A 21,967-nucleotide genomic window follows, 5' to 3' on the forward strand; every position below is an offset into this window, starting at 1 on the left:
AGCTCAACCAATGTTGGCCAGAAGCCCAGAGTGGCTTCCTCGAACAGGCCTTATACATAGATGCAACCGGGTGGCAGTGTTTGAAAAGCGGGTAGACAGTGGAGGCGAGTCCATACATAGGAGCCGGCTTGCTGGCGAACCTGACCCGTCATGCACCATCGCGGTGTCTGGACAAATGCATTCGCCAGCAAGCCGGCTCCTACGAATTCGCGATGTTCAATATTCAGATGCTCGGTGCTCAGCCAGCAAACCGACCATTACAGATTCGCGGCGGTGGTCAGTTTGATCAACCCTCAATGCGGCGGATACTGCTGCAGGATTTTCTGCACCGTCTGGCGCAAAGCCTGCTCACGGGCGGCGGGGTTGGCGTTGCTGTCGCTGACCATCTGTTCGGTGCTGCCGCGCCAGACCAGCTTGCCGTCCTTCCCGTCGAGCATGTCGATTTGCAGGGTCGAGACCTTGTAATCGACGTTACGCGTCTCGGTGCCGATCGGGCCGCCCCAGTAGCCGCCCCACGGATTACCCCAGTAACCGCCACCGCCGTAGTTAGTGGTGACCGTCTGCTGACGGTTTTCAACGATCAACCATGCCTGCAGCTGCAGGTCAGCTTTCACACCGGGCGCCGCCATGCGCAGCCCGCGCTGCTCCAGTTGCCCGCCCACCGCCTGGCGAATGCGCTGCTCGGTAAGGTCGCTTTTGATGCGCGGATCGTTCGGTTGGTATTGCAAGCCCGGCTCCTTCCACGCCCACGAGCGATAGGCGCCGAAATCGCGTTGGGCGTCGAAGTCGCGACTGACCCGATCGGTCTGGCAGGCACTTAGCAACAAGGCGACACAGAGCACAGCAATGCGGCGATACATGGTGGTTCTCCCGCGCGGAAACGAATGCGATGGTGCGTGAAATCACGACGGCGGGTAAGCCGTCAGGGCGTGTTGTACGGCCTGGCGCAGGGCTTTGGCGCGCGTCGACTGGTCGCCGCTGCTTCCGGTTTCCGCGCTGGCGCTCCAGACCGGCTGGCCGCTGCGGGCATCGAACAGGCTGATGCGCACCACAACGACCTGCTCCTGATACGTGCGCACGATGGGCACACTGGCATATCCACCGTAACCATGGCGATAGCCATTGCCACCGTAATAGCCGACACCTGAACCGCCGTAGTACGGATCGTAGTAATCGTCACGCACCTGACGAATCCGCGTCTCGGTGTGCGCATCGGCAGCGACGCGCAGGTCCGCCGCCTGCGGGTTCTGCGAAGGCCTCAAGCCGCGTTGATCCAGCCCGTTGCTGACGGCTTCGGCCAGCTGAGCGGAGTCAGCCCAGACGGTGCCTGGCGGCAGCTGACCGTTGAGCCAGGCCCAGTTGCGGTAGTGACCATAATCGCGCGGCGCCGCAGGGTAAGCGCTCATGTCGATGGCGTTGGCAGCCTGAGGCGGCGCAGGCGCAATGGCTGCGGAAACCGCGCGATAGGGGTTGGGGCTCTGGCAGGCGGCCAGGCCCAGGCAGAGGGAAAGCAAAGCGAGACGGCGTTTCATGAAGGTCTCCGCGGCGTGTGTTAAGCGGCGTCTGTCAAACGGCTCGGCACATCCAGTGCAGGTAGCGTCCCAGTCCGGCGAATGCCGGGTGGCGGCGATGGGCGAGCTCCATTTCCAACAGGTCCGCAAGGTCGGCTCTGGCCTGGAATTCGACGGGCATGTAGTCGTGAAAAACCCGAACGCCACTTTGGGTTTCGACTCGCCACCGCGAGCCAAGTTGCGCCGCCAGTTCTCGGGGATCAACAGGCTCCTGGGGCGTCAGGCTCTGTTTTTCGCCGGCCATGGTGTTCTTGCGCATTTTGCGGAAGTGGCCCTTGAGCAGATTGCGGTAAATCAACGCGTCGCGGTTATAGAAGGCCAGGGAGAGCAAACCGTCGGGCTTCGTCAGTTGACGCAAGACCGGCAGGATCGTGAAAGGCTCCGCGAGCCATTCGAGCACGGCGTGACACAGCACCAGATCATAGGGTTCGGTCAGTTGACCGGGCAGGTCCTGCCAAGGCGCCTGAATGAACGTAGCGCGTTGATCAGCGTCAGCGAAGCGCTGGCGAGCGCCTTCGAGCATCGGCGCGGCGGGCTCGGCCAGCGTCACATCATGGCCGCGCTCTGCCAGCCACAACGACATGTGGCCCAGCCCGGCGCCGATATCCAGTACGCGCAAGGGGCGCGGCGGCAGGCTCTCGATCAGATCGGCCTGCAGCACGGCGAGCCGGATCGCACCCTTGGCACCGCCGTAGATTTTTTCAGCGAAGCGCGTCGCCAACTGATCGAAATGGCGGTCGCTCATTGACTGAACCGCCGTTCGCCATCGGCCAGTTTCGCGCGCACGACCTCATTCATGTCCAGCCCGAGTTCGCTGCACAGCAATAGCAGATACAGCACGATGTCCCCCACTTCCTGCCCGGCGTGCGCCAGTTCATCAGCAGGCAGTTGACGCGACTGTTCCTCGGTTTTCCATTGGAAGATTTCGACCAGCTCGGCCATTTCCACGCTGGCGGCCATGGCCAGGTTTTTCGGGCTGTGAAATTGCCGCCAGTCGTTGTTATCGCGGATGCGGTGCAGGCGTTGAGTGAGTTCGTCGAGGTTCATGGGAGTCTCCTGAAGGTGCGTAGCTTCAGGGGGATGAAGAATTGGCGCAAGAGGCCGCGATGCGTCGCGCAGTACGTTTCCGGTATGGCACGGTGGTGAGCCCATTCCCGGCTGAAGCCGGTCCCACTAAACAGCCTGCGGCCGCAACTTCACTGACACGCCTCACGCTCTTAGTGGGACCGGCTTAAGCCGGAAAGCGTCAGATGTCACATTGCAAAACTACTGGCGCACCGGAGGCGCAGCAATCACTCGGTAGCAGGCCGCCAGCTCCCCACCATATGCACAAGCCCTTCGACGCCATTGATTCTGAACTGGCCATGCGACCCCGCGGCGCTGGCAGATAACGTGACCCCGCTGGGCAACCGCACTGGCTTGTGGAATTCGACCGAGATCTCGACGTTGGATGCCGGCAGATAATCCTCAAGCGCTGCCAACGCACGGCTTTTGATCCACAGCCCGTGGGCAATCGCCTTGGGAAAGCCGAACAGCCTGGCGCTGCTGTCACTCAGATGAATGGGGTTGTAGTCGCCACTGACCTTGGCGTACTGGCGGCCAATGTCCGACGGCACCGACCACGTCGCTAGTTCCGTCATTGGCAGTGGCGCCGGCTCGTAATCGCCGTCGATCTCTCCGCCCACGTGAACGCCCCGGCACAGCATCGTGCTCTCTTCCTCCCACAGCAGCCCCAGCGCGTCCTCAATCTGCGTGATTAGGCGGAACGTCGCGCCTTTGGCGTGAGGTTTCAGGTGACCGACTCGCACGCTGACCTGCACCTTGACGACCCTGCCCAAGGGACGACGAATGCTGATCCGGTTGTGCAGGTGGATCAGCCCGAGCAATGGGAAGGGGAAGTCCTTGTCGGTGAGCAGCTTCATCTGCAACGGGAAAGCGAGTACATGAGGGTACGTTGGCGGCAGCAGACTGCCCGGTACGAAGCCGCACACATGGGCAAACGCCGTGACTTTGTCCGGGTCCACCGACATCCAGCAGCGCAGCCCCTGATCCGGCAGCTGCGTGCCGTGGACCTTGCGCCGCAACGCTGCCTGCATGAACAAACCGGGCAGGGCCGGGGGCGTGTCCAGGTACCGCCAGTGCGCACTCATCGATTTTCTCCAGTGGTCATGCTGCAGATCGGGCACGCCTCGGCGTCGACAGGGCGGCTCTTCAAACGCTCATCTTGTTCAAGCCCATCAGGCACCGAGCACGCTTTGACCGCACACGCGTAGCACCTGGCCGCTGACCGCGCCGGACCCCGGCTGACCCAGCCATGCCACCGCTTCGGCCACGTCCTGTGGCTGACCGCCCTGGCCCAGCGAACTCATACGTCTGCCCGCTTCGCGCAGGGCAAAGGGCATGTGCGCGGTCATGCTGGTTTCGATGAAGCCCGGCGCCACGGCATTGATACTGATGCCTCGGGCTTCCAGCGTCGGCGCCATCGCCCGGGCATAGCCGATCAGGCCGGCCTTGCTGGTGGTGTAGTTGGTCTGCCCACGATTGCCCGCAAGGCCGCTGATCGAGGCCAGCAGGATCACGCTGCCATTGTCATGCAGCGCGCCGCTGTCGATCAGGGCCTGGGTGAGGATTTGCGGCGCATTGAGATTTACATCGAGCACCGAGTCCCAGAAGTCTTGGGGCATGTTCGCGAGCGTCTTGTCCCGCGTGATGCCCGCGTTGTGCACGACGATATCCAGGCCGCCGTGCAGGTGTTCGATCAATTGAGCCGCAGCATCCGGCGCGCAGATATCCACTACCAACGCCTGGCCACCGAGACGGGCCGCCAGCGCATCCAGGTCGGATTTGGCTTGGGGGACGTCCAGCAAGACCACCTCGGCACCGTCGCGGGCGAGGGTTTCCGCGATGGCCGCGCCGATGCCTCGCGCTGCACCTGTGACCAGGGCTTTGCGTCCGGCGAGCGGGCGGGTCCAGTCCTGAACCTGTTGTGCGCACGCTCTGAGGCGAATGACCTGACCGGAGATAAACGCGCTTTTCGGTGACAGGAAAAAACGCAGCGCGCCTTCCAGTTGCTCCTCCGCGCCGTCCTCGATCTGCAACAGCTGAACCGTGCCGCCGTTGCGCATTTCCTTCGCGAGCGAGCGGCTGAAGCCTTCAATCGCCTGCTGCGTGCTGGCGGCCAGTGGGTCCGCTTGAGCGTCGGGAGCGCGCGCGAGAATGACGATGTGCGCGCTGTTATCCAGATGACGGAGGATCGGCTGGAAGAAGTCGCGCAGCTGACTCAGGTGAGCGGTCAGCAGCAGCGTGCTGGCATCGAACACCACGGCCTTGATCTTCGCGCTCTGCTCGGCGTTCCAGGGGTGAGCGCCGGTGATTTCGCCACCAGCGCTGAGCAGCACATCGGTCAGGCGTGGCGCAAATGCGCTGACGCGCTCAGCCAGTGGACCTGTGCTCAGCAACAGTGCGCCTTCAACCGGACGCAGACGCCCCGCCTGCCAGCGTTCCAGGCGGGCGGGCGCTGGCAAACCGATGGCGCCGACCAGCTTGCGGCCGAGGTCGGAGTTGACGAAGTCAATGTAGCGATCGGATGCCATGGAACACTCTCCTTGAGTCTGGGTTCGAATCAGTGGACCGCGCGGGTGGGTAATAGGTCCTACGCTGTCAGGCAGCGCATCTCAAACGATAGACGCATTCAGGCAGGGAGATTTCGATGATTCAGACACGACGGGTGGCCATCGTCGGCGGCAACCGCATTCCATTCGCGCGCTCCAACGGCGCGTATGCCAGCGCCAGCAATCAGGACATGCTCACTGCCGCACTGGAAGGCCTGATTGAGCGCTTCAATCTGCACGGCCTACGCATGGGGGAAGTCGTCGCCGGCGCGGTCCTCAAGCATTCACGGGATTTCAACCTCACCCGAGAATGCGTGCTGGGTTCAAGGTTATCGCCGCAAACCCCTGCCTATGACCTTCAACAAGCCTGCGGCACAGGCCTTGAGGCGGTGCTTTTAGTCGCGAACAAGATCGCCCTCGGTCAGATCGACTGCGGCATTGCCGGCGGCGTCGACACCACCTCAGACGCGCCCATCGGCGTTAACGAAGACCTGCGGCAGATCCTGTTGCAGGTCAATCGCAGCAAGACCACGGCCGACAAACTCAAGGCGCTGACGCAATTGCGCCTGCATAACCTAAAGCCGGAGTTGCCGCGCAATGGTGAGCCGCGCACCGGCTTGTCCATGGGGCAGCACTGCGAACGGATGGCCCAGAACTGGGGCATCCCACGCGAGGCGCAGGACCAGCTCGCGCTGGAAAGCCATCAGAAAATGGCCGCCGCGTATGCGCAAGGCTGGCAGGATGATTTGCTCACGCCGTTTCTCGGCCTGACACGGGACAACAACCTGCGAACTGACGCGAGCCTGGAAAAGCTCGCCTCCCTCAAGCCCGCGTACGAGCGCAGCGCCAAAGGCACGCTGACGGCGGGCAATTCGACGCCTCTGACGGACGGCGCTTCGCTGGTACTGCTGGCGAGCGAAGACTGGGCACGTGAGCGTGGCTTGCCGGTTCTGGCCTATTGGCGGGATGGCGAGTCCGCCGCCGTGGATTTCGTACGTGGCAACGAAGGTCTGCTGATGGCCCCGGTTTACGCTGTCCCGCGCCTGCTGGCGCGCAACGGGCTAACGCTGCAAGACTTCGATTACTACGAAATCCACGAAGCCTTTGCCGCGCAAGTGTTGTGTACGCTCAAGGCGTGGGAAGACCCGGAGTATTGCAAAACCCGCCTTGGGCCAGAGGCGCCGCTGGGGGCTATTGATCGCAGCAAACTCAACGTTAAAGGCAGCTCGCTTGCGGCGGGGCATCCGTTTGCTGCGACGGGCGGACGTATCGTCGCGAATCTGGCAAAACTGCTGAGCAAGAAAGGAGGAGGGCGTGGGTTGATCTCCATTTGCGCAGCCGGTGGGCAGGGGGTGACGGCGATCATTGAGGGTTGACGATCCGGCGTCGACTTGTTGAACAGTCGACCCGGCCTATCGTTGCTGGATGCCCTATCCGCAACCCGCGTAAACTGTCCCAACCCATCACAGGTCAGCCCATGCCCATTACCGGACACCTCGCTGCGCGAAAGCCGGAGACGGAGCGGCATGTTCCGTCGCTGGACGATCTTCCGCGTCCGCTCTACGCCCGCGCAGAAAGTCTGGGGCCCGGCTCATGGACGCCGCCCCATCGTCATCAATGGGTGCAGTTCTCCTATGCCATCAGTGGCGTGCTCGGCGTGCGTACTCCCCACGGCAGCTTCTTTGCGCCACCGCAGTGGGGGGTGTGGATTCCTGCCGAAATGGAGCACGAGGTGGTGACGTCTACCCGAGCGGAGATGCGCAGTTTGTATGTGCGTAAGGAAGAGTGCGTGTGGGCAACGGATCGCTGTCGTGTGTTGGAAGTCACGCCGCTGGCCAGAGAGCTGATCAAGGCGTTTTGTCAGCTCCCGGCGGAGTATTCGGAGCCTGACAGTGCGGAGTACCGCCTCGTCCAGGTGCTGCTGGATCAACTGGCGACTCTGCCGGAGGTCGGGTTTTCGCTGCCCTTGCCTCGTCACGCAAACTTGCTGCGGCTGTGCGGTGAGCTGATCGATATGCCGGAGCGAGCGGTTACGCTGAATGGCTGGTCGGCACGCCTGGGCATGTCGGAAAAAACCCTGACGCGATTATTCCAGCGTGAAACCGGATTGAGCTTCCGTGGCTGGCGGCAAAGGGCGCGTTTGCTGTCGTCGCTGAATGCGCTGGAGGAGGGCACCAGCGTCACCAGCACTGCGCTCACGTGCGGTTACGACTCGACGTCGGCGTTTATTGCCGCCTTTAAAGGGCTGTTCGGAACCACGCCGGGAGAATTGTTTCGCCAATGAAAGTCGGTATTGGCGTCGGCGCCGCACTGCCGTTAAGCGCGGCTATCGAGGGGCACTGAGTGTGGCAATGCTGGAGCGGCACGAAAGGTGCTTGCCCAGATGCCAGGCATATCGTGCGACAACCGGCGCTCAGTCAATCGGCCTTACCCCCCTACTCGCTGGCAGAAGATTGCCGTATAACGGGCGAACATCGCGTGTTTGGCAACGAAGGACCCAGAATAAAAGCTGATGAAGACTCCAAAACGCATTGAACCCCTGATCGAGGACGGTCTGGTAGACGAGGTGCTGCGCCCGCTCATGAGCGGCAAAGAGGCAGCTGTTTATGTGGTGCGCTGTGGCAAAGAGCTGCGCTGCGCGAAGGTTTACAAGGAGGCGAACAAACGAAGTTTCCGCCAGGCTGCGGAGTACCAGGAGGGCCGAAAGGTCCGCAACAGCCGCCAGGCCCGCGCGATGGCCAAGGGTTCGAAGTTCGGGCGCAAGGAAACAGAAGACGCGTGGCAGAACGCGGAAGTGGCGGCCCTGTTCCGTCTGGCCAGCGCCGGCGTTCGGGTGCCCAAGCCTTTTGACTTCCTCGAAGGCGTGCTGCTGATGGAGATGATCTGCGACGAATATGGTGACGCTGCGCCGCGCCTGAATGACGTCACACTGGAGCCCGATCAGGCGCGCGAGTACCACGCGTTCCTGATTCAGCAGATCGTGTTGATGTTGTGTACCGGTCTGGTGCACGGTGACCTGTCGGAGTTCAACGTGCTGTTGACGCCGGAAGGCCCGGTGATTATCGACCTGCCGCAAGCAGTCGACGCGGCGGGCAACAACCATGCGTTCAGCATGCTGGAGCGTGATGTGGGCAACATGGCTTCGTACTTCGGTCGTTTTGCCCCGGAGTTGAAGCAGACGCGCTTCGCCAGGGAAATGTGGTCCTACTTCGAAGCAGGAACATTGTCCCCGGCAACCGTGCTGACGGGTGAATTCGCCGATCCAGACGAGATCGCCGACGTCGGCAGCGTCCTCCGCGAGATCGAAGCCGCGCGTCTGGATGATGCGAGGCGCCAGGCAGCGCGTACCGCGGATGATGCGCCGCCGAACAAGTCAGAAGAGCCGCCTCCGCCCTGGATGCAGTGATCGACTTAAAACAAACCCGGCTCAGGCCGGGTTTTTGCTCTTCTACCGAAGGCTACAGCTATGGCGATGGAGGGGGATTCAATCACCCAGTACTTCTATTAATTTAAGTCCCACCCATAATGTCGGCGCCGGCAGTGGGTACTTGCTAGTAATGAGTGTTTGCGTTTAATGCATCTGCCTTGTTTTCTTAGGGTTGATTGTTGTACGGAATCAAACCCACTGTCTATACCGAAGGGACTCTCAGCAACTGCGAAAGCAGATAGTGGGCATCTCCCGGATTCACCCTTACGCTGCAATTGAAAATCGCTGGCTTTCCTCTGTTTCGTGCCAGCCAGGAAGGATTAACTGAAAAGTTAAGATAAGTATTGCTACCAAATTCGGGAGTAATATCTGCAGACCATTCGTCCCCTTCAGGGCCAATGGCGCGAACACCTGCAGTGCTGTTGTTATTAAACTGGGTTTGCTTTTGTACCCTGAGATTGTCGTGCGCACTGTTGATGGACGGAGCGTTCACTTGAAATGCATGCCCATCGACGGTGAGCAAGAGCGTCAATGAAGTAAAGGTCTGCGTGCTGGTGGGGCGTCTTACGGTGTAGTAAATGGATGCGTTCTGACCAATAACGTCAATTACTTCATATTTGGATATTGGGAAAGGTTGCAGCATAGGTGTACTTCCCACTGTTTGAGTGGGAGAGTCGATGGTCACGTTTCGACCCACCCAATGAACGGCCACTGCGTCACCAGATTTCATGTGGTAATCAGGAACGAGGCAATGGATGTCGCCGTTTACTTGGTAATAATCCAGACGCTCACTATTATTTCCCACTGTGCTTGCCTCTCTCACATGAGGCGCCACCAGATTCATCGCTTCCTCGGCTACCGTAATTCGCCATTGAGCAGAGCTGCCTCGGGAGGAGTGTGCGGTAAAGCTGTGCAGGCCAAGTGAAAGATTTGAGGCGTCGAACTTCCAATTACCACCATTAACGATAGCCGTGCCCAGCAGGGCTTCGCCGTCATAGACATCGACGAATTCTGCATTTGGTGATTGCTGAAGATCAGCGATTGTAGAGCGGTTCATGATGACCTCCTTGTTCCATGTTAAAACGATAACAGTGCGCCCTTTGTCGGGTAAAAGTGCAGGAAATTCGACGGCCCGTTCGGTGAGCGGACTTAATGGAACGGTTGATCAGGAGCAGGCACGGTGACGTTGCACTGTTGGGCCACTGTTTCGGTATGGCCTACATATGGGCGCCATGGATCCAGGTTCCATTCTGGTTTGTTCCGGGCGATGGTCAGGTGGCATGTCAGCTGATTGATCATTCCTCGGTCGTTCGTCCAAAAGCGACTTCCGGAATAGTCTTTGACAATTTCGTAGAACATGCTTCCTGTCTTGTCGGATTGTATATTTCTGCCGCACTCGGTGGGTGTCAGGGATAACGTCCACTCTTGGTATCGGTAAATCCATTCACCTTTAGCGATGTACCGCTGGCCGTCACTTGAGCACAATTCCTTGCCGGCACCGGCACCGGCATTTGCCGGTGTAGTCTGATGAGCGGGAGGGCTGCTGCAGGCGGTGAGGGTGCCATAAAGTACCGCGACCAAAAATCCATTTTTCATTCTTTATTCCTCGGTTCGACGGGCTTGGGGTAGACTGATTTAAACCCTTCGTTAAATGTATATGTATCAGCGCTTTGTTTGGCAAGTTTTTATTGGTTATTAGGTGTTTTTTTTCGCTATAAGTAAGCTCTCTGTTATTTCCAGGCGTTTTGAGATCTGTCATGTATGACAGTAGCCATCTTTGATCTAATCGTTGAATATCGGCTCGCAGCTTTCCTTGAGGGAAGTTCTGTTCGAGCACGCGCCCGCTGAACATGGCGCGCTTATTGAAAGCACGGGGTATTTCCATGAGAACGCATGGCATTTATATAATGGCTTTTGTAGGTTGCTCCATGTTGGCGAGTTGTTCAGTGCCGGTCCACAGGGTGCAAGATGCACCTAATGTTAAAGGCCGGGCAGTGGTTCAGGCGGATACAGGCGAGGATGTTGCCCGGCACCTTACAGCTCGTTATAGCGACACGCGTGCCAACTGCGGTTCCAAAAGCCAGCCAGCGTTTCTCTGTAACGGTGTTTTAATCAGAGGCACTCCTCGTAACCCTAGCTATCACGTCTGGGAAAACAGCCCCGCGTCCCTCGAGAAGGGTGGAGTGTCTGTGTCTTATTTGAGGGCTGATTCAAATTTCAAAAAGTTGGCCTACGGATACGACAATGGTTTTTTGCTCACCGCCTACTATTACGCCTCCGAAAAACTTCAACCGGAAGTCTTGTGTTTTTTTCCGATCGATGCCGGCACCGTTAATAGAAGCAACAAAGGATGTGGGGAATACCCTGGATTTGCCGGAAGCGGGCCCTGCCACCTGCAAGGCGTTGATACGGCGGCGCAATTCTGGACCCACTACAGCGCTCATGCATCGAGTCGGCACTCTTACCAGTGTGGGTTCGACGTAACAGATGCACGCGACGCGTTAGCTGGGCCGGCATTTGCTGCTGGCGTAGGAGCAATGAGCCTTATGGGTGCAGAGTCCTTTGCCACACAGAACGAACTTATTATGGCCGCTTGGGGTAACGGGCTCGGGCAGTCCCTGCCGCTCGAAGCATTCTTTTATATTAAGGGCAGTGGCGGATTGGCCACTGCCCGGCGCAATCAACAGGACTTAGAAGCCACTGACGGCATCCGTATCCCCATCATTAGCGTGAAGCTTCCTCAAGCATCGGGTCAGGCCGCATCGTTCGACTTTAGCGATGCAGACCAGTCCACGGGTGACCCGAACGAAGACCCGAACGAAGGAGAGCTAGGCCCGGCCGGTTTTTGACCTTCTGATCAATCGCAAGCCAGGAGGGGGACGTTAAATTTCCCAGCCAGCCGGCTTATCGCAACGTGTCCCACCAAGCTACGGGCGTTTAGTAATTCAAATCAGCTTTCTTCAAATACATCCCGTTGGGCCCAGATGCGATGCGGTATTTCAAAACGTCACCCGCGTTGATGTGCAGGCGCGTGTTGTTCTGCGCCTCAATGCCCGGCGAGCAGCCCGGCGTTTGCCCAGGCAGCACACGCAAGCGCACAGAGACGTCGCCAGCCGGCAGGTTGAACGAGCGTGATTCTTCCTGATACAGGCGTCCAACGAGCTGGTCCTGCATGAAGATCCCGATTTCGCAGGACGTGGAGACCTCAAGCCGTTCGCGGGAAATGATGAGCACGCCATAGTCCTGATCGGCATGTGCCCAGGAGGCGGAAGCCAACAGGCCGGCGAAACCTGCAACACGAAAGGCTGACCAGCGCATGGCTGACTCTCCTGAAAAAAGACGGTGATGAGCGCACTTTGGCGCAGAGCGCACATGAATGCCAGCCCGGCAGGTCACTCCGAAACTTGACCTTGTCATAGCGGGAAGGTCTTAGATATCGACGATCAGCTGTTTACCTGAGCGAGCAGCCTTCGGAACGAGGAGTGAGTAATGCAGATTTTTAACGTACAGGGCATGACCTGCGCACACTGTGTGCGTGCCGTCACCACCGCCATTCAGAATGAAGACCCGGCTGCCGATGTGCAGGTTGATCTCGACAGGGGCGAGGTCGAGGTTCAGAGCCAGCTTGGCGCCGAGCAGGTTATGGGCATGATCGAGGAAGAGGGCTACACCGCAACGGTGGCCTGACGCGGATTCCGTAGGCGTTTCCGCCACGGACGCCGCTCCGTCGCGCAGCAAGCACTGCCGATGTGGGAGTGAGCTTGCTCGCGAAAGCGGCATCTCAACTGCTGAAGGTTCAGCGAATGTGCAGGCCTCTTCGCGAGCAAGCTCGCTCCCACGAGTCATGTCTCGTCAGATAAATCTGCGGTGGGTCAGGTTGCCGAGAGCATCACTCAATAGTGATACCACTTTAGCTCCAGCATCACTTCGTTCACCGGCGATGTCAGCTGGCTGAAGTCCCGCTGTGCGCTGAGCCGCAGCCCCAGATTGCGCGACAGCTCCCATTGCTGATTGAGGCTGATGTTGCGCCGCACTTCGCCGTTGGTGAAGTAGTCCCCTTTGGTTTCCAGGCTGAAGTTACCCAGCGGGTTGCGCCACAGCACGCCCGTGTTGAAGCCTGCAGCCGGGGAAACCAGCGCCGAGAAGTCATTGTTGTGCTCAACCCGCACCGTGCCCAGCGCGAAGCCCAGCACGTCTTCACCCAGCTGCCACGTGCCGCCCGCGCCGCCATTGACATGGCTGACCAGATTCTCGTCGCCATGCTTGCCGAGTACACGCTCAAGCCCGCCCGCCACCTGCCATGACCATGGCTGCAATAGCTCATTGCGCGGTGTCAGCGAACGGATAGTCGCCAAATCGAGCCGCTGTACCTGCCAATGACTGTCCTCGTATTGGCGCAACTTGAGCTGCAGAATTTCGATCTGCGCACCCAGTGGAAAGCCATACGCGTTGTCGTTCAAATCGTGATACGCCATGCGCAGGCCGTATTCAGCGAAGGCTTTGTCATCTCGCGTGCCGGCGCCTAGTTGCCAGGTACGTGACTCATGACCGTCCTCAGGAAGGCCCGGACGTTCGATCTCCAGCGCCGGTGGCGGATTGGTGCTGATGGCTCGCAGCAGGTCATAGCTACGTTGCGCGCTGGTTGGGTCACGCTCCTGACCGTTGGCGCGATAGCGCTCCAGTCGGTAGGCCGCGTCCTGGATCAATGCGCGACGCTCCTTCGGCAGCGCGATGTACTCGGCGCTCTGCAGCTGTTTCTGGTCAGCGCTGACTTTCAGGACCCATTGCTGCTCGTCGTGGTTCAACGGCTCGGCGCGGCTCAGCAGCTCGCGCTCTCTGGACGGGCGATAGTCGATTTTCTCCACAAGCCCTGCGTCCTTCACCGCGCGAACGGTGTCGGTCGGGATGGCTGTCAGCCGGAACTGCGGCGTCAGGTCCAGGCTGGGGCGAGCGACCTGCAGCAATTCCAGCAAACGGTAGGAGCAGTTTTCGTCGAAGAAGAAATACCCGAAGCGAATCTGTTTGAGTTCCCACACGTGTTCGACCATGCGCCGGGTTTCTTCCGGTGTCAGATTGAGGCGGTATTCCCACAGGTCGCGGTTTTCCAGGCTTCGGTATTCAGAGAGTTTTTCCTGATACGGCACCAGCGCGAACAAACCGGGATAGCCCCCCATCAGGCCTTTCCACGCGTACAAAATGCTGTTGTCAGCGCCCTCGATGTACGCGCCAAAATTGATCGCGTAGCTGAGCAAGGCTGTTTTGTTGGCCTGCACGTCGGCCTGATCGATGCGCAGCAGGGTGTGGCCGAACATGGAGGATGGGCTGTTGAGGTACGCCGCCGGAAAAATCAGCACGGTGCTGTCCGGGGCGACGTCCGAAAACCATTTCTTGAATTCTTTGCAGTCGACCTCGGGAAGGTCGTTCAGCTTCAACTCGTCACGTAAAAAGCGCGTGCGAGAGGGGTAAACGCATTGCGGGTGCGCGTTTTCCTGGCCGGGCGTGACGGGGCGGTAGATCGCCTCAAGCGTCGCGGCCAGTTCGGCTTTGGGATCATGGGCGCCGTTCTGGGCGAGGAAGAATTTCGGGTCATCGACATAGCTACGCCAACCGCCCAGTTTGCCGGCTTCGTAGTGACCGATGGATATCCAGAACCTGGAATCGGCCAGTTGCTGCAAACGGTCATTGTCGACGTGAGGCGCGGCGTACAGCGGGGCGCAGACACAGAGCACCAGCCAGGCAAGGCGTTTGAGCATAGGGTGGCAACTAGTCAGAAGTGGGCAGGGCGGAGAACCTGCCTTCCAGGGAGGAAGGCAGGCGGCACGACTTTAAGCTTGGGTCGCGTATTTAGCCAGAGTCGGATCGTTCTTCAGGACGTCGATGGTGTTGGTGTGTACGTCTTCAGCAGTGGCGTCTGCCTTGGTGAAGATCTGCTGGTAGTGCTCGTGGGTGACTGCGGCGAAATGCGCACGGTCTTGCGGTGCAACGCCCAACACGACCGCGTAAGTGGTCAGTGCTTCGCCCTGGCCCATTGCCATGTCCTTGGAGAGCTCGTCCATCATGCCGTTCATGGCAATCCAGGATTTACCGCCGTACGTCAGCGCGCTGTTGGTGGAGCAACCGTTGGTGCCCGAGGTCATGCCGAACGTGGCGTTGCCCGAAGTACCGTTGGTGGTGGAAGCGAGGAAGTGAGCTGGAGTGCCACGTTGACCTTCAAACAGCATGTTGCCCCAGCCGCAGTCCGGACCGCCAGGCGCTTGAGCCATGGCGTTGATGGACACAGCGGCGAAGAGAGTACCCAGAAGAATCCGTTTCATAGCATTAGTCTCTGTTGTTACCAAGGGTCGGATTCCTGGCCGTTAGGGCGCCAGGGCGGGCCGGTTATTTAAATTGTTACCGGCCGCGCAGGTTGGAGTTTAGGCACGATATGAACGTTCCGTTAGTTAATGCAGATTGTTGGGCGTAATCCGCCCCTCCAAGGTGTGTAGGACAGTTCGTCATACGGAAAAGCGCTCAAATGGTTCATGCCTTGCCAGTGCGGTGCGGCGAGCGCCAGAATGCGCCCATCTGCCCCGCCTGATGTAAGGATGTCCGATGCCCGATTCTGTTGCTGTCAGCTTGCGACTCGCGCCCGAAGCGCTGACCCGTCCCTTTTCCGCTGAACAGTTCAGCTTCACGACAACCAACGATCTGGAACCCTTTCGCGGCGTCCTCGGCCAGGAGCGCGCGGTCGAAGCCCTGCAGTTCGGCGTCGCCATGCCGCGCCCCGGCTATAACGTGTTCGTCATGGGCGAGCCCGGCACTGGCCGCTTCTCCTTCGTCAAGCGCTACCTCAAAGCCGAAGCCAAGCGCATGCAGACGCCGTCGGACTGGGTGTATGTCAACAACTTCGATGACGCCCGTGAGCCGCGCGCCCTGGAACTGCCGCCCGGTAGCGCCAGCGCTTTCATTGCCGACATCAACGGACTGATCGACAACTTGCTGTCGACGTTTCCTGCCGTCTTTGAGCACCCGTCCTACCAACAGAAGAAGAGTTCGATCGACCGCGCCTTCAATCAGCGCTACGACCGTGCCCTTGATGTCATTGAGCGTCTTGCGCTGGAAAAGGACATCGCGCTGTACCGCGACAGCACCAACATCGCATTCACGCCGATGCTCGAAGGCAAGGCACTGGACGAGGCCGAGTTTTCGCAGTTGCCCGAAGCCGAGCGCGAGCGCTTTCACACCGACATCTCGACGCTCGAAGAGCGGTTGAATGAAGAACTCGCCAGCCTGCCGCAGTGGAAGCGCGAGTCCAACAACCAGATGCGTGAGCTCAACGAAGAGACCATTATCCTCGCGCTTCAACCTCTGCTGGCCCCGTTGTCCGAGCAGTACGCCGAAAACGCCGCCGTGTGCGCTTACCTGCAAGCGGTGCAGGTCAATCTGCTCAAGACGGTCGTCGAGCAACTGGTTGACGACAGCAAGACCGATGCCCAGGCGCGCAAGCTGCTTGAAGAACAGTACTGCCCAAGCCTCATGGTCGGTCACTCCGCCAGCGGTGGCGCGCCAGTGGTGTTCGAGCCGCACCCGACGTATGACAACCTCTTCGGGCGTATCGAATACAGCACGGATCAGGGCGCGCTTTACACCACCTACCGCCAGTTGCGCCCAGGGGCGTTTCATCGGGCCAACGGCGGCTTTCTGGTGCTTGAAGCGGAGAAGATGCTCAGTGAGCCCTTCGTGTGGGACGCCCTCAAGCGTTCCCTGCAATCGCGCAGGCTGAAAATGGAAGCGCCGCTGGGCGAACTGGGGCGTCTTGCCACCGTGACCCTGACACCGCAGACCATCGCGCTGCAGGTCAAAGTCATCATCATTGGCGCCCGCTCCCTGTATTACACGCTGCAGGACCTCGACCCGGACTTCCAGGAGATGTTCCGGGTGCTGGTGGATTTCGACGAAGACATCCCGATGGTCGACGAGAGCCTGGAGCAGTTCGCCCAGCTGCTGAAAACCCGGACCTCGGAGGAGGGCATGGCGCCACTGACGGCGGACGCAGTCGCGCGTCTGGCCACGTACAGCGCGCGCCTGGCCGAACACCAGGGGCGGTTGTCGGCGCGCATTGGCGATTTGTTTCAGCTGGTCAGCGAAGCCGATTTCATCCGCAGCGTCGCCAATGACGAACGCACTGACGCCGGGCACATTGAGCGCGCGTTGAAGGCCAAGGCCACTCGCACGGGCCGTGTGTCAGCACGGATCCTCGACGACATGCTGGCCGGCATCATCCTGATCGACACCGACGGTGCGGCGGTTGGCAAGTGCAACGGGCTGACGGTGCTGGAAGTGGGTGACTCGGCCTTCGGTGTGCCGGCGCGGATTTCAGCGACGGTCTACCCGGGCGGCAGCGGCATCGTCGACATCGAGCGCGAGGTCAATCTGGGCCAGCCGATTCACTCCAAGGGCGTGATGATTCTCACCGGCTATCTGGGCAGTCGTTACGCTCAGGAATTCCCGCTCGCCATTTCCGCAAGCATTGCGCTGGAGCAGTCCTACGGCTATGTGGATGGCGACAGCGCGTCCCTCGGCGAGGTCTGCACGCTGATTTCCGCGCTGTCGAAAACCCCGCTCAAGCAATGCTTCGCAATCACTGGCTCGATTAACCAGTTCGGTGAAGTCCAGGCTGTCGGCGGCGTCAACGAGAAGATCGAAGGCTTCTTCCGGCTCTGCGAAGCGCGAGGCCTGACCGGTGATCAAGGCGCAATCATCCCCCACGCCAACGTCGCTACGCTGATGCTTGACGAGCGTGTGCTGCAAGCGGTGCGCGCCGGGCAGTTTCACGTGTACGCGGTGCGTCAGGTGGACGAAGCCCTGAGCCTGTTGGTGGGGATGCCGGTCGGTGAGGCCGACGAAGACGGTCAATTCCCGGACGACTCGGTCAACGGCAGGGTGGTGGATCGCTTGCGTGACATCGCTGAAATGCTCAGCGACGAGGACCTCAAAGAGCTTGAAAAGGAGGCGCCACAATTACAGCTCGAGTTGAAAAGCTAGGGCTTTGACGTCAACGAAACGGGGCGCTTGATGGCCAAATGACCATTCGGCGCCCTTTTCATTTTGGCGCTTTTCCAACGGGGTAATTGTTCGATATTGTCGGGCTGCAGCAGTTGTCAAAGGGACTGACGCGTTTCTCTCGTCATGCGAAGGAAATGAATACTGCAATCAATGAGGAGCTCGCCATGCCGCGCAGCCTCTGTCTTACTCGCCAATGCCTGGGTCTGGTGACCCGAATCGAATGTGTTGTTCGCCCGCTGTCCGGCGATAAAGGAATGTGGACCCTGTTGTTCGCTGCCGGGATGTCCGGCGAACAGCCCTCCGCACTCAAGGCTCAAGGGCCTTTTCATGGGCCGATTGCTGCAGAATCGGTACTTGATGCCATTGCCCAAAGTCTTGTGTTGCATGGCTATGAAACGGCGGAAGAGATCCCGATCTGGGGTCTGCACCTGCAAGGGGAGTTGCGAAGAATCAACAGCGACGCTGCCCAGGGGCTGCGGACTTCTCCGGCCAACTGAGGCTGACGCCTCGACGAATCCGAGTCTGCGATCTGCAGGTGCGGATTTGTCGAGCATCCTCGACGCCTGTTCTGGCGTTATTGTTTCAAGTCTTTTCGCGGTGGGTTGTGCTAATTGGCCGTCGCCCTATACTCGCGAGCTTTCAATTATCTGTGAGCTTCAATGGAACGGTTTATCGAAAATGCCATGTACGCATCGCGCTGGTTGCTGGCGCCGATCTACTTTGGTTTGTCTCTGGGGCTTCTGGCGCTGGCGCTGAAGTTTTTCCAGGAAATCTTCCACATCATTCCCAATGTGTTCGCGCTGGCAGAATCGGACCTGATTCTCGTGCTGCTGTCGTTGATCGACATGGCGCTGGTAGGCGGGTTGCTGGTCATGGTGATGATCTCCGGCTACGAGAACTTCGTGTCTCAGCTGGACATCGATGAGGGCAAGGAAAAGCTCAACTGGCTGGGCAAGATGGACTCCTCCTCGCTGAAGATGAAGGTCGCCGCGTCCATCGTCGCGATTTCTTCCATCCATCTGTTGCGGGTGTTCATGGACGCCAAGAACATCGAGCCGCAGTACCTGATGTGGTACGTGATCATCCACATGACCTTCGTGGTCTCGGCTTTCGCAATGGGCTATCTGGACAAGCTGACCAAGCATTGATCGGCTGCCCCGGGCTGAGCCTCGTATGGGATGCCAAGCGCAGACGTTGAGCAAAATGTGACCAGCGGCACCGCGGTTGTCTTGCGCTCAGGCCAGCGTGAGCGAAACTCAGGGTTCGCTTATTCAGCCAGTGACCACGAGGCTCAGCCATGAACTTGCAGGAACTCACCTCCCACGCCGGTGCCGGTCGCATCGATGAACTCAACCTCATCTCCATCGAAGGCGGCATTTATTTGTTGGAGGCGAGGATGCAGGGCGTTGCACACCGTCTCGTCGATGCGCACCACAAGGCGCTGCACCTGCGTTCAGTCGAACACGCACGTGAACTGCTTCAATCGGTGCCACCGCTGCCCTTCAGTCTGGTGCACGCGGTGGTTCACGATGAGATGTGCGGTGTGGAAGACGGTCTGGACCAGAACGTCAAGATTCCCTTGTCCATTCGCTCGGCCTGGTAGTGGTTACGGTTATTACGCTTTGTGCTAGGCTGCCCGGCCTTTAAATACGGGCGCCCGAGGGCGCTCTTCAGCGGAGCAGCCTCATGTCCGAAGTCAATCTGTCCACCGACGAAACCCGCGTCAGCTACGGTATCGGCCGTCAACTGGGCGACCAACTGCGTGACAACCCGCCGCCAGGCGTGTCTCTGGACGCCATTCTGGCTGGCCTGACTGACGCATTCGACGGCAAATCCAGCCGTGTTGGCCAGGAAGAAATGGGCGCGAGCTTCAAAGTCATCCGCGAAATCATGCAAGCCGAAGCAGCGTCCAAGGCTGAAGCAGCGGCCGGCGCAGGCAAGGAATACCTGACCGAAAACGCCAAGCGTGATGGCGTGACTACCCTGGAGTCCGGTCTGCAATATGAAGTGATCACGGCTGGCGAAGGCGCTCAGCCGACCCGCGAGAGCAACGTGCGCACCCATTATCACGGCATGCTGATCGACGGGACTGTGTTTGACAGCTCCTACGATCGTGGTGAGCCAGCTGAATTTCCAGTGGGCGGCGTGATTCCAGGCTGGACCGAAGCCCTTCAACTGATGAAGGCGGGCAGCAAATGGCGCCTGTACGTGCCTAGCGAACTGGCCTACGGCGCTCAAGGCGTTGGCAGCATTCCGCCGCACAGCGTTCTGGTCTTCGACGTCGAACTGCTCGACGTTCTGTAAGACTCTGTAGCGCCTGCTTCAAGCTCGTCTGATGTCGAGTCAGCCCTGCGCTGGCTCGACATGGCCGATTTCCTGTCCTCATCAGTGCAGTTCACTCGCCGGGCGCAATGCCCGCGCGTAGCAAAACAGAAACAGACTGCGCACCATCTCTTTCTGAATCCCGGGCTCGCTTGAGCTCAAGCTGCTGACATCCAGATCCCCCTGATCCCTCAATTCGTCGAGTGCTTCTTCTTCCAGCACCGCACACACCTGGCCTGTTTCACGGTCCAGAATGCGCAGGTAAGGCTGTGGCCGATCAAGCCAGGCATCGATTAGATAAGTCATGTGATTCCCCTCAAAACGTTTCAATGAGAATAATTCTTATCCATGGAATAGCAAGGATCTATTTGAGATTAATTCGCATTGACTGTTTCGAGGGATGATGAGGGCGTGAATCGCGAGCAATAAAAAGCCCGTCACGTGGACGGGCCTTCGGCGAAGCGGTACAGCGTTCAGTGTGTGCGGGCGACCGCAAACTCACTCAGCTCGACAAGGGCGTCGCGATAGACGCTCGGCGGCAGCACGTCCAGGCAGGCAATGGCGCGAGCAATATAGTTGCGGGCCAGTTGGGCGGTGTATTCGAGGGAGCCTGACTTTTCCACGGCGTCGCGGATGCTTTCGAGGTCTTCCAGGCCGCCCTTCTGAATGGCCTGACGGACCAGCGCAGCTTGTTCCGGAGTGCCTTCGCGCATGGTGTAGATCAGCGGCAGGGTAGGCTTGCCTTCGGCCAGATCGTCGCCGACGTTTTTGCCGAGGGTCTCGGCATCGCCGCGATAGTCCAGCAGGTCGTCGACCAGCTGGAATGCGACGCCCAGATGATCGCCAAATGTACGCAATGCTTCGCTTTGCTCAGGACCGGCCTTGGCCAGTGCCGCGGCGCTGTGGGTCGACGCTTCAAAGAGCATCGCGGTTTTGCCGCGGATGACTTCCATGTAGGTCTCTTCGGTGGTGCTTGCGTCGCGCACTTTCGACAACTGCAACACTTCGCCTTCCGCGATGACTCGCGTGGCTTTGGACAGGATCTGCATGACCGGCATCGAGCCCAGTTCAACCATCATCTCGAACGAGCGCGAGTACAGGAAATCACCCACCAGCACGCTCGGTGCATTGCCCCACATCGCATTGGCGGTCGAGCGGCCACGGCGCATGCCGGACATGTCGACGACGTCGTCGTGCAGCAGCGTCGCGGTGTGCAGGAATTCGATGGTCGCTGCCAACAGGCGCAGGTCATCACCGCCGGAGCCCAGCGCTTTGCCGCACAACAGAACGAGCAACGGGCGCAGGCGTTTACCGCCGGCAGAGGTGATGTAGTCGCCGATTTTGGAGACCAGCGGCACGCGCGATGTCAGCTGCTTCTTGATAATGTGGTCGACGGCTGTAAAGTCGTCTGCCACAGCGGTGTAGAAGGCTTGGGGTTGCATCAGCGAGACGTGCTCCAGAAGGGTTGCGCGGCATGCTAGGTTGCAGGCCCCACCCTGTCAAGGCGTGACATAACGCAGCTTGCAAGGCGTAGATCGCTTGCGTACAATCGCGCACCCTAACTTCATGGGCAGCACCTGCCTTACGCAATTGCACCTCGGCCTTTCCAGCCTTGTGCAGCCATGCCAGCCAATACCTCTTCCTATAAAGAGCTGGGTGAGCAGGATTATCGGAGAAATACCATGTCTTATGCAGTAATCGTTACTGGCGGCAAGCAGTACAAGGTCGCCCCAGGTGAATACCTGAAGATTGAAAAGCTGGAAATCGCTACCGGCGAATCCGTCACTTTTGATCGCGTTCTGTTGGTTGCCAATGGCGACGACGTGAACATCGGCGCTCCAGTTGTTGCAGGCGCTACCGTTGTGGCTGAAGTGATCTCCCAAGGTCGTCACGATAAAGTCCGCATCATCAAGTTCCGTCGTCGTAAGCACCACATGAAGCGTATGGGCCACCGCCAGTGGTACACCGAGATCAAAATCACCGGTATTCAG

Annotated in this window: 24 protein-coding genes; 11 read left to right on the top strand and 13 right to left on the bottom strand. The window is 59.3% G+C overall.

The window, feature by feature from the left end; translation table 11 throughout:
- Positions 1-293: 293 nt before the first annotated feature.
- From VF672_RS03745 to VF672_RS03770, 6 genes are all read right to left on the bottom strand, one after another.
- Positions 294-860 (bottom strand): DUF4136 domain-containing protein, encoded by a 567-nt coding sequence (locus VF672_RS03745; RefSeq protein WP_331101609.1) that lies wholly within the window; start codon positions 858-860, stop codon positions 294-296.
- A gap of 42 nt (positions 861-902) precedes the next feature.
- The gene (locus VF672_RS03750) at positions 903-1,532 is read right to left on the bottom strand and encodes a DUF4136 domain-containing protein (protein WP_331101611.1); all 630 of its coding nucleotides are present in this window, start codon (positions 1,530-1,532) and stop codon (positions 903-905) included.
- A 34-nt stretch (positions 1,533-1,566) separates the two neighbouring features.
- Entirely contained in the window at positions 1,567-2,316 is a 750-nt protein-coding gene (locus VF672_RS03755; protein WP_331101613.1) for a methyltransferase, read from the bottom strand.
- On the bottom strand, positions 2,313-2,618 hold the full coding sequence (locus VF672_RS03760; protein ID WP_331101614.1) for a MazG-like family protein: 306 nt from the start codon (positions 2,616-2,618) through the stop codon (positions 2,313-2,315). The genes VF672_RS03755 and VF672_RS03760 overlap by 4 nt, the downstream gene beginning before the upstream one ends.
- 245 nt (positions 2,619-2,863) lie before the next feature.
- Positions 2,864-3,721, bottom strand: coding sequence for a MaoC family dehydratase (locus VF672_RS03765; protein ID WP_331101616.1), 858 nt, complete (start codon positions 3,719-3,721; stop codon positions 2,864-2,866).
- Between the two features lie 87 nt (positions 3,722-3,808).
- Positions 3,809-5,164: a 3-oxoacyl-ACP reductase gene (locus tag VF672_RS03770; protein ID WP_331101619.1), complete on the bottom strand. Its 1,356-nt coding sequence runs from the start codon at positions 5,162-5,164 to the stop codon at positions 3,809-3,811.
- A gap of 116 nt (positions 5,165-5,280) precedes the next feature.
- Here VF672_RS03770 and VF672_RS03775 point away from each other — a divergent pair, with 116 nt between their 5' ends.
- The 3 genes from VF672_RS03775 to VF672_RS03785 all read left to right on the top strand — a co-directional run bounded on the left by VF672_RS03775 (position 5,281) and on the right by VF672_RS03785 (position 8,588).
- Positions 5,281-6,558, top strand: coding sequence for an acetyl-CoA C-acetyltransferase (locus VF672_RS03775; RefSeq protein ID WP_331101621.1), 1,278 nt, complete (start codon positions 5,281-5,283; stop codon positions 6,556-6,558).
- A gap of 101 nt (positions 6,559-6,659) precedes the next feature.
- Positions 6,660-7,466: a helix-turn-helix transcriptional regulator gene (locus VF672_RS03780; protein ID WP_331101623.1), complete on the top strand. Its 807-nt coding sequence runs from the start codon at positions 6,660-6,662 to the stop codon at positions 7,464-7,466.
- Between the two features lie 228 nt (positions 7,467-7,694).
- Entirely contained in the window at positions 7,695-8,588 is an 894-nt protein-coding gene (locus tag VF672_RS03785; RefSeq protein WP_331101625.1) for a PA4780 family RIO1-like protein kinase, read from the top strand.
- 223 nt (positions 8,589-8,811) lie between these two features.
- Here the strand turns inward: VF672_RS03785 and VF672_RS03790 are convergent, their stop codons facing one another.
- Entirely contained in the window at positions 8,812-9,666 is an 855-nt protein-coding gene (locus VF672_RS03790) for a hypothetical protein (protein ID WP_331101628.1), read from the bottom strand.
- Between the two features lie 92 nt (positions 9,667-9,758).
- Positions 9,759-10,205 (bottom strand): DUF2599 domain-containing protein, encoded by a 447-nt coding sequence (locus VF672_RS03795; RefSeq protein ID WP_331101630.1) that lies wholly within the window; start codon positions 10,203-10,205, stop codon positions 9,759-9,761.
- A gap of 593 nt (positions 10,206-10,798) precedes the next feature.
- Between VF672_RS03795 and VF672_RS03800 the strand changes: the two genes are divergently transcribed.
- The gene (locus VF672_RS03800; RefSeq protein WP_331101632.1) at positions 10,799-11,458 is read left to right on the top strand and encodes a hypothetical protein; all 660 of its coding nucleotides are present in this window, start codon (positions 10,799-10,801) and stop codon (positions 11,456-11,458) included.
- An 88-nt stretch (positions 11,459-11,546) separates the two neighbouring features.
- On the opposite strand, the gene VF672_RS03805 is transcribed toward VF672_RS03800, so the two are convergent.
- The gene (locus VF672_RS03805; protein WP_331101634.1) at positions 11,547-11,927 is read right to left on the bottom strand and encodes a hypothetical protein; all 381 of its coding nucleotides are present in this window, start codon (positions 11,925-11,927) and stop codon (positions 11,547-11,549) included.
- Positions 11,928-12,098: 171 nt separating this feature from the next.
- On the opposite strand from VF672_RS03805, the gene VF672_RS03810 reads away from it, so the two are divergent.
- Positions 12,099-12,296, top strand: coding sequence for a heavy-metal-associated domain-containing protein (locus VF672_RS03810; RefSeq protein ID WP_331101636.1), 198 nt, complete (start codon positions 12,099-12,101; stop codon positions 12,294-12,296).
- Between the two features lie 206 nt (positions 12,297-12,502).
- On the opposite strand, the gene VF672_RS03815 is transcribed toward VF672_RS03810, so the two are convergent.
- Together VF672_RS03815 and VF672_RS03820 are read right to left on the bottom strand one after the other, a co-directional pair.
- Complete coding sequence (locus VF672_RS03815) at positions 12,503-14,362, bottom strand: DUF4105 domain-containing protein (protein WP_331101638.1); 1,860 nt, start codon at positions 14,360-14,362, stop codon at positions 12,503-12,505.
- Positions 14,363-14,434: 72 nt separating this feature from the next.
- Entirely contained in the window at positions 14,435-14,923 is a 489-nt protein-coding gene (locus tag VF672_RS03820) for a DUF3015 domain-containing protein (RefSeq protein ID WP_331101640.1), read from the bottom strand.
- 277 nt (positions 14,924-15,200) lie between these two features.
- Here VF672_RS03820 and VF672_RS03825 point away from each other — a divergent pair, with 277 nt between their 5' ends.
- The 5 genes from VF672_RS03825 (at position 15,201) to VF672_RS03845 (ending at position 19,958) form a co-directional block, all read left to right on the top strand.
- Positions 15,201-17,633, top strand: coding sequence for a Lon protease family protein (locus VF672_RS03825; RefSeq protein ID WP_331101642.1), 2,433 nt, complete (start codon positions 15,201-15,203; stop codon positions 17,631-17,633).
- A gap of 185 nt (positions 17,634-17,818) precedes the next feature.
- Positions 17,819-18,151, top strand: a complete 333-nt coding sequence (locus VF672_RS03830) for a hypothetical protein (RefSeq protein WP_331101654.1) — start codon at positions 17,819-17,821, stop codon at positions 18,149-18,151.
- 162 nt (positions 18,152-18,313) lie between these two features.
- Entirely contained in the window at positions 18,314-18,802 is a 489-nt protein-coding gene (locus VF672_RS03835) for a TIGR00645 family protein (protein ID WP_065987683.1), read from the top strand.
- 149 nt (positions 18,803-18,951) lie between these two features.
- Complete coding sequence (locus VF672_RS03840; protein ID WP_331101646.1) at positions 18,952-19,257, top strand: DUF6482 family protein; 306 nt, start codon at positions 18,952-18,954, stop codon at positions 19,255-19,257.
- A gap of 83 nt (positions 19,258-19,340) precedes the next feature.
- Complete coding sequence (locus VF672_RS03845; RefSeq protein ID WP_331101648.1) at positions 19,341-19,958, top strand: FKBP-type peptidyl-prolyl cis-trans isomerase; 618 nt, start codon at positions 19,341-19,343, stop codon at positions 19,956-19,958.
- An 81-nt stretch (positions 19,959-20,039) separates the two neighbouring features.
- Here the strand turns inward: VF672_RS03845 and VF672_RS03850 are convergent, their stop codons facing one another.
- The gene (locus VF672_RS03850) at positions 20,040-20,282 is read right to left on the bottom strand and encodes a hypothetical protein (RefSeq protein WP_331101650.1); all 243 of its coding nucleotides are present in this window, start codon (positions 20,280-20,282) and stop codon (positions 20,040-20,042) included.
- A 167-nt stretch (positions 20,283-20,449) separates the two neighbouring features.
- On the bottom strand, positions 20,450-21,418 hold the full coding sequence (locus tag VF672_RS03855) for a polyprenyl synthetase family protein (protein ID WP_331101652.1): 969 nt from the start codon (positions 21,416-21,418) through the stop codon (positions 20,450-20,452).
- A gap of 240 nt (positions 21,419-21,658) precedes the next feature.
- On the opposite strand from VF672_RS03855, the gene rplU reads away from it, so the two are divergent.
- A partial coding sequence (gene rplU / locus VF672_RS03860; RefSeq protein ID WP_331101656.1) for a 50S ribosomal protein L21 occupies positions 21,659-21,967 on the top strand: 309 nt, incomplete at its 3' end.

The sequence above is a fragment of the Pseudomonas sp. genome (assembly GCF_036387035.1).
Classification (GTDB): Bacteria; Pseudomonadota; Gammaproteobacteria; order Pseudomonadales; family Pseudomonadaceae; genus Aquipseudomonas.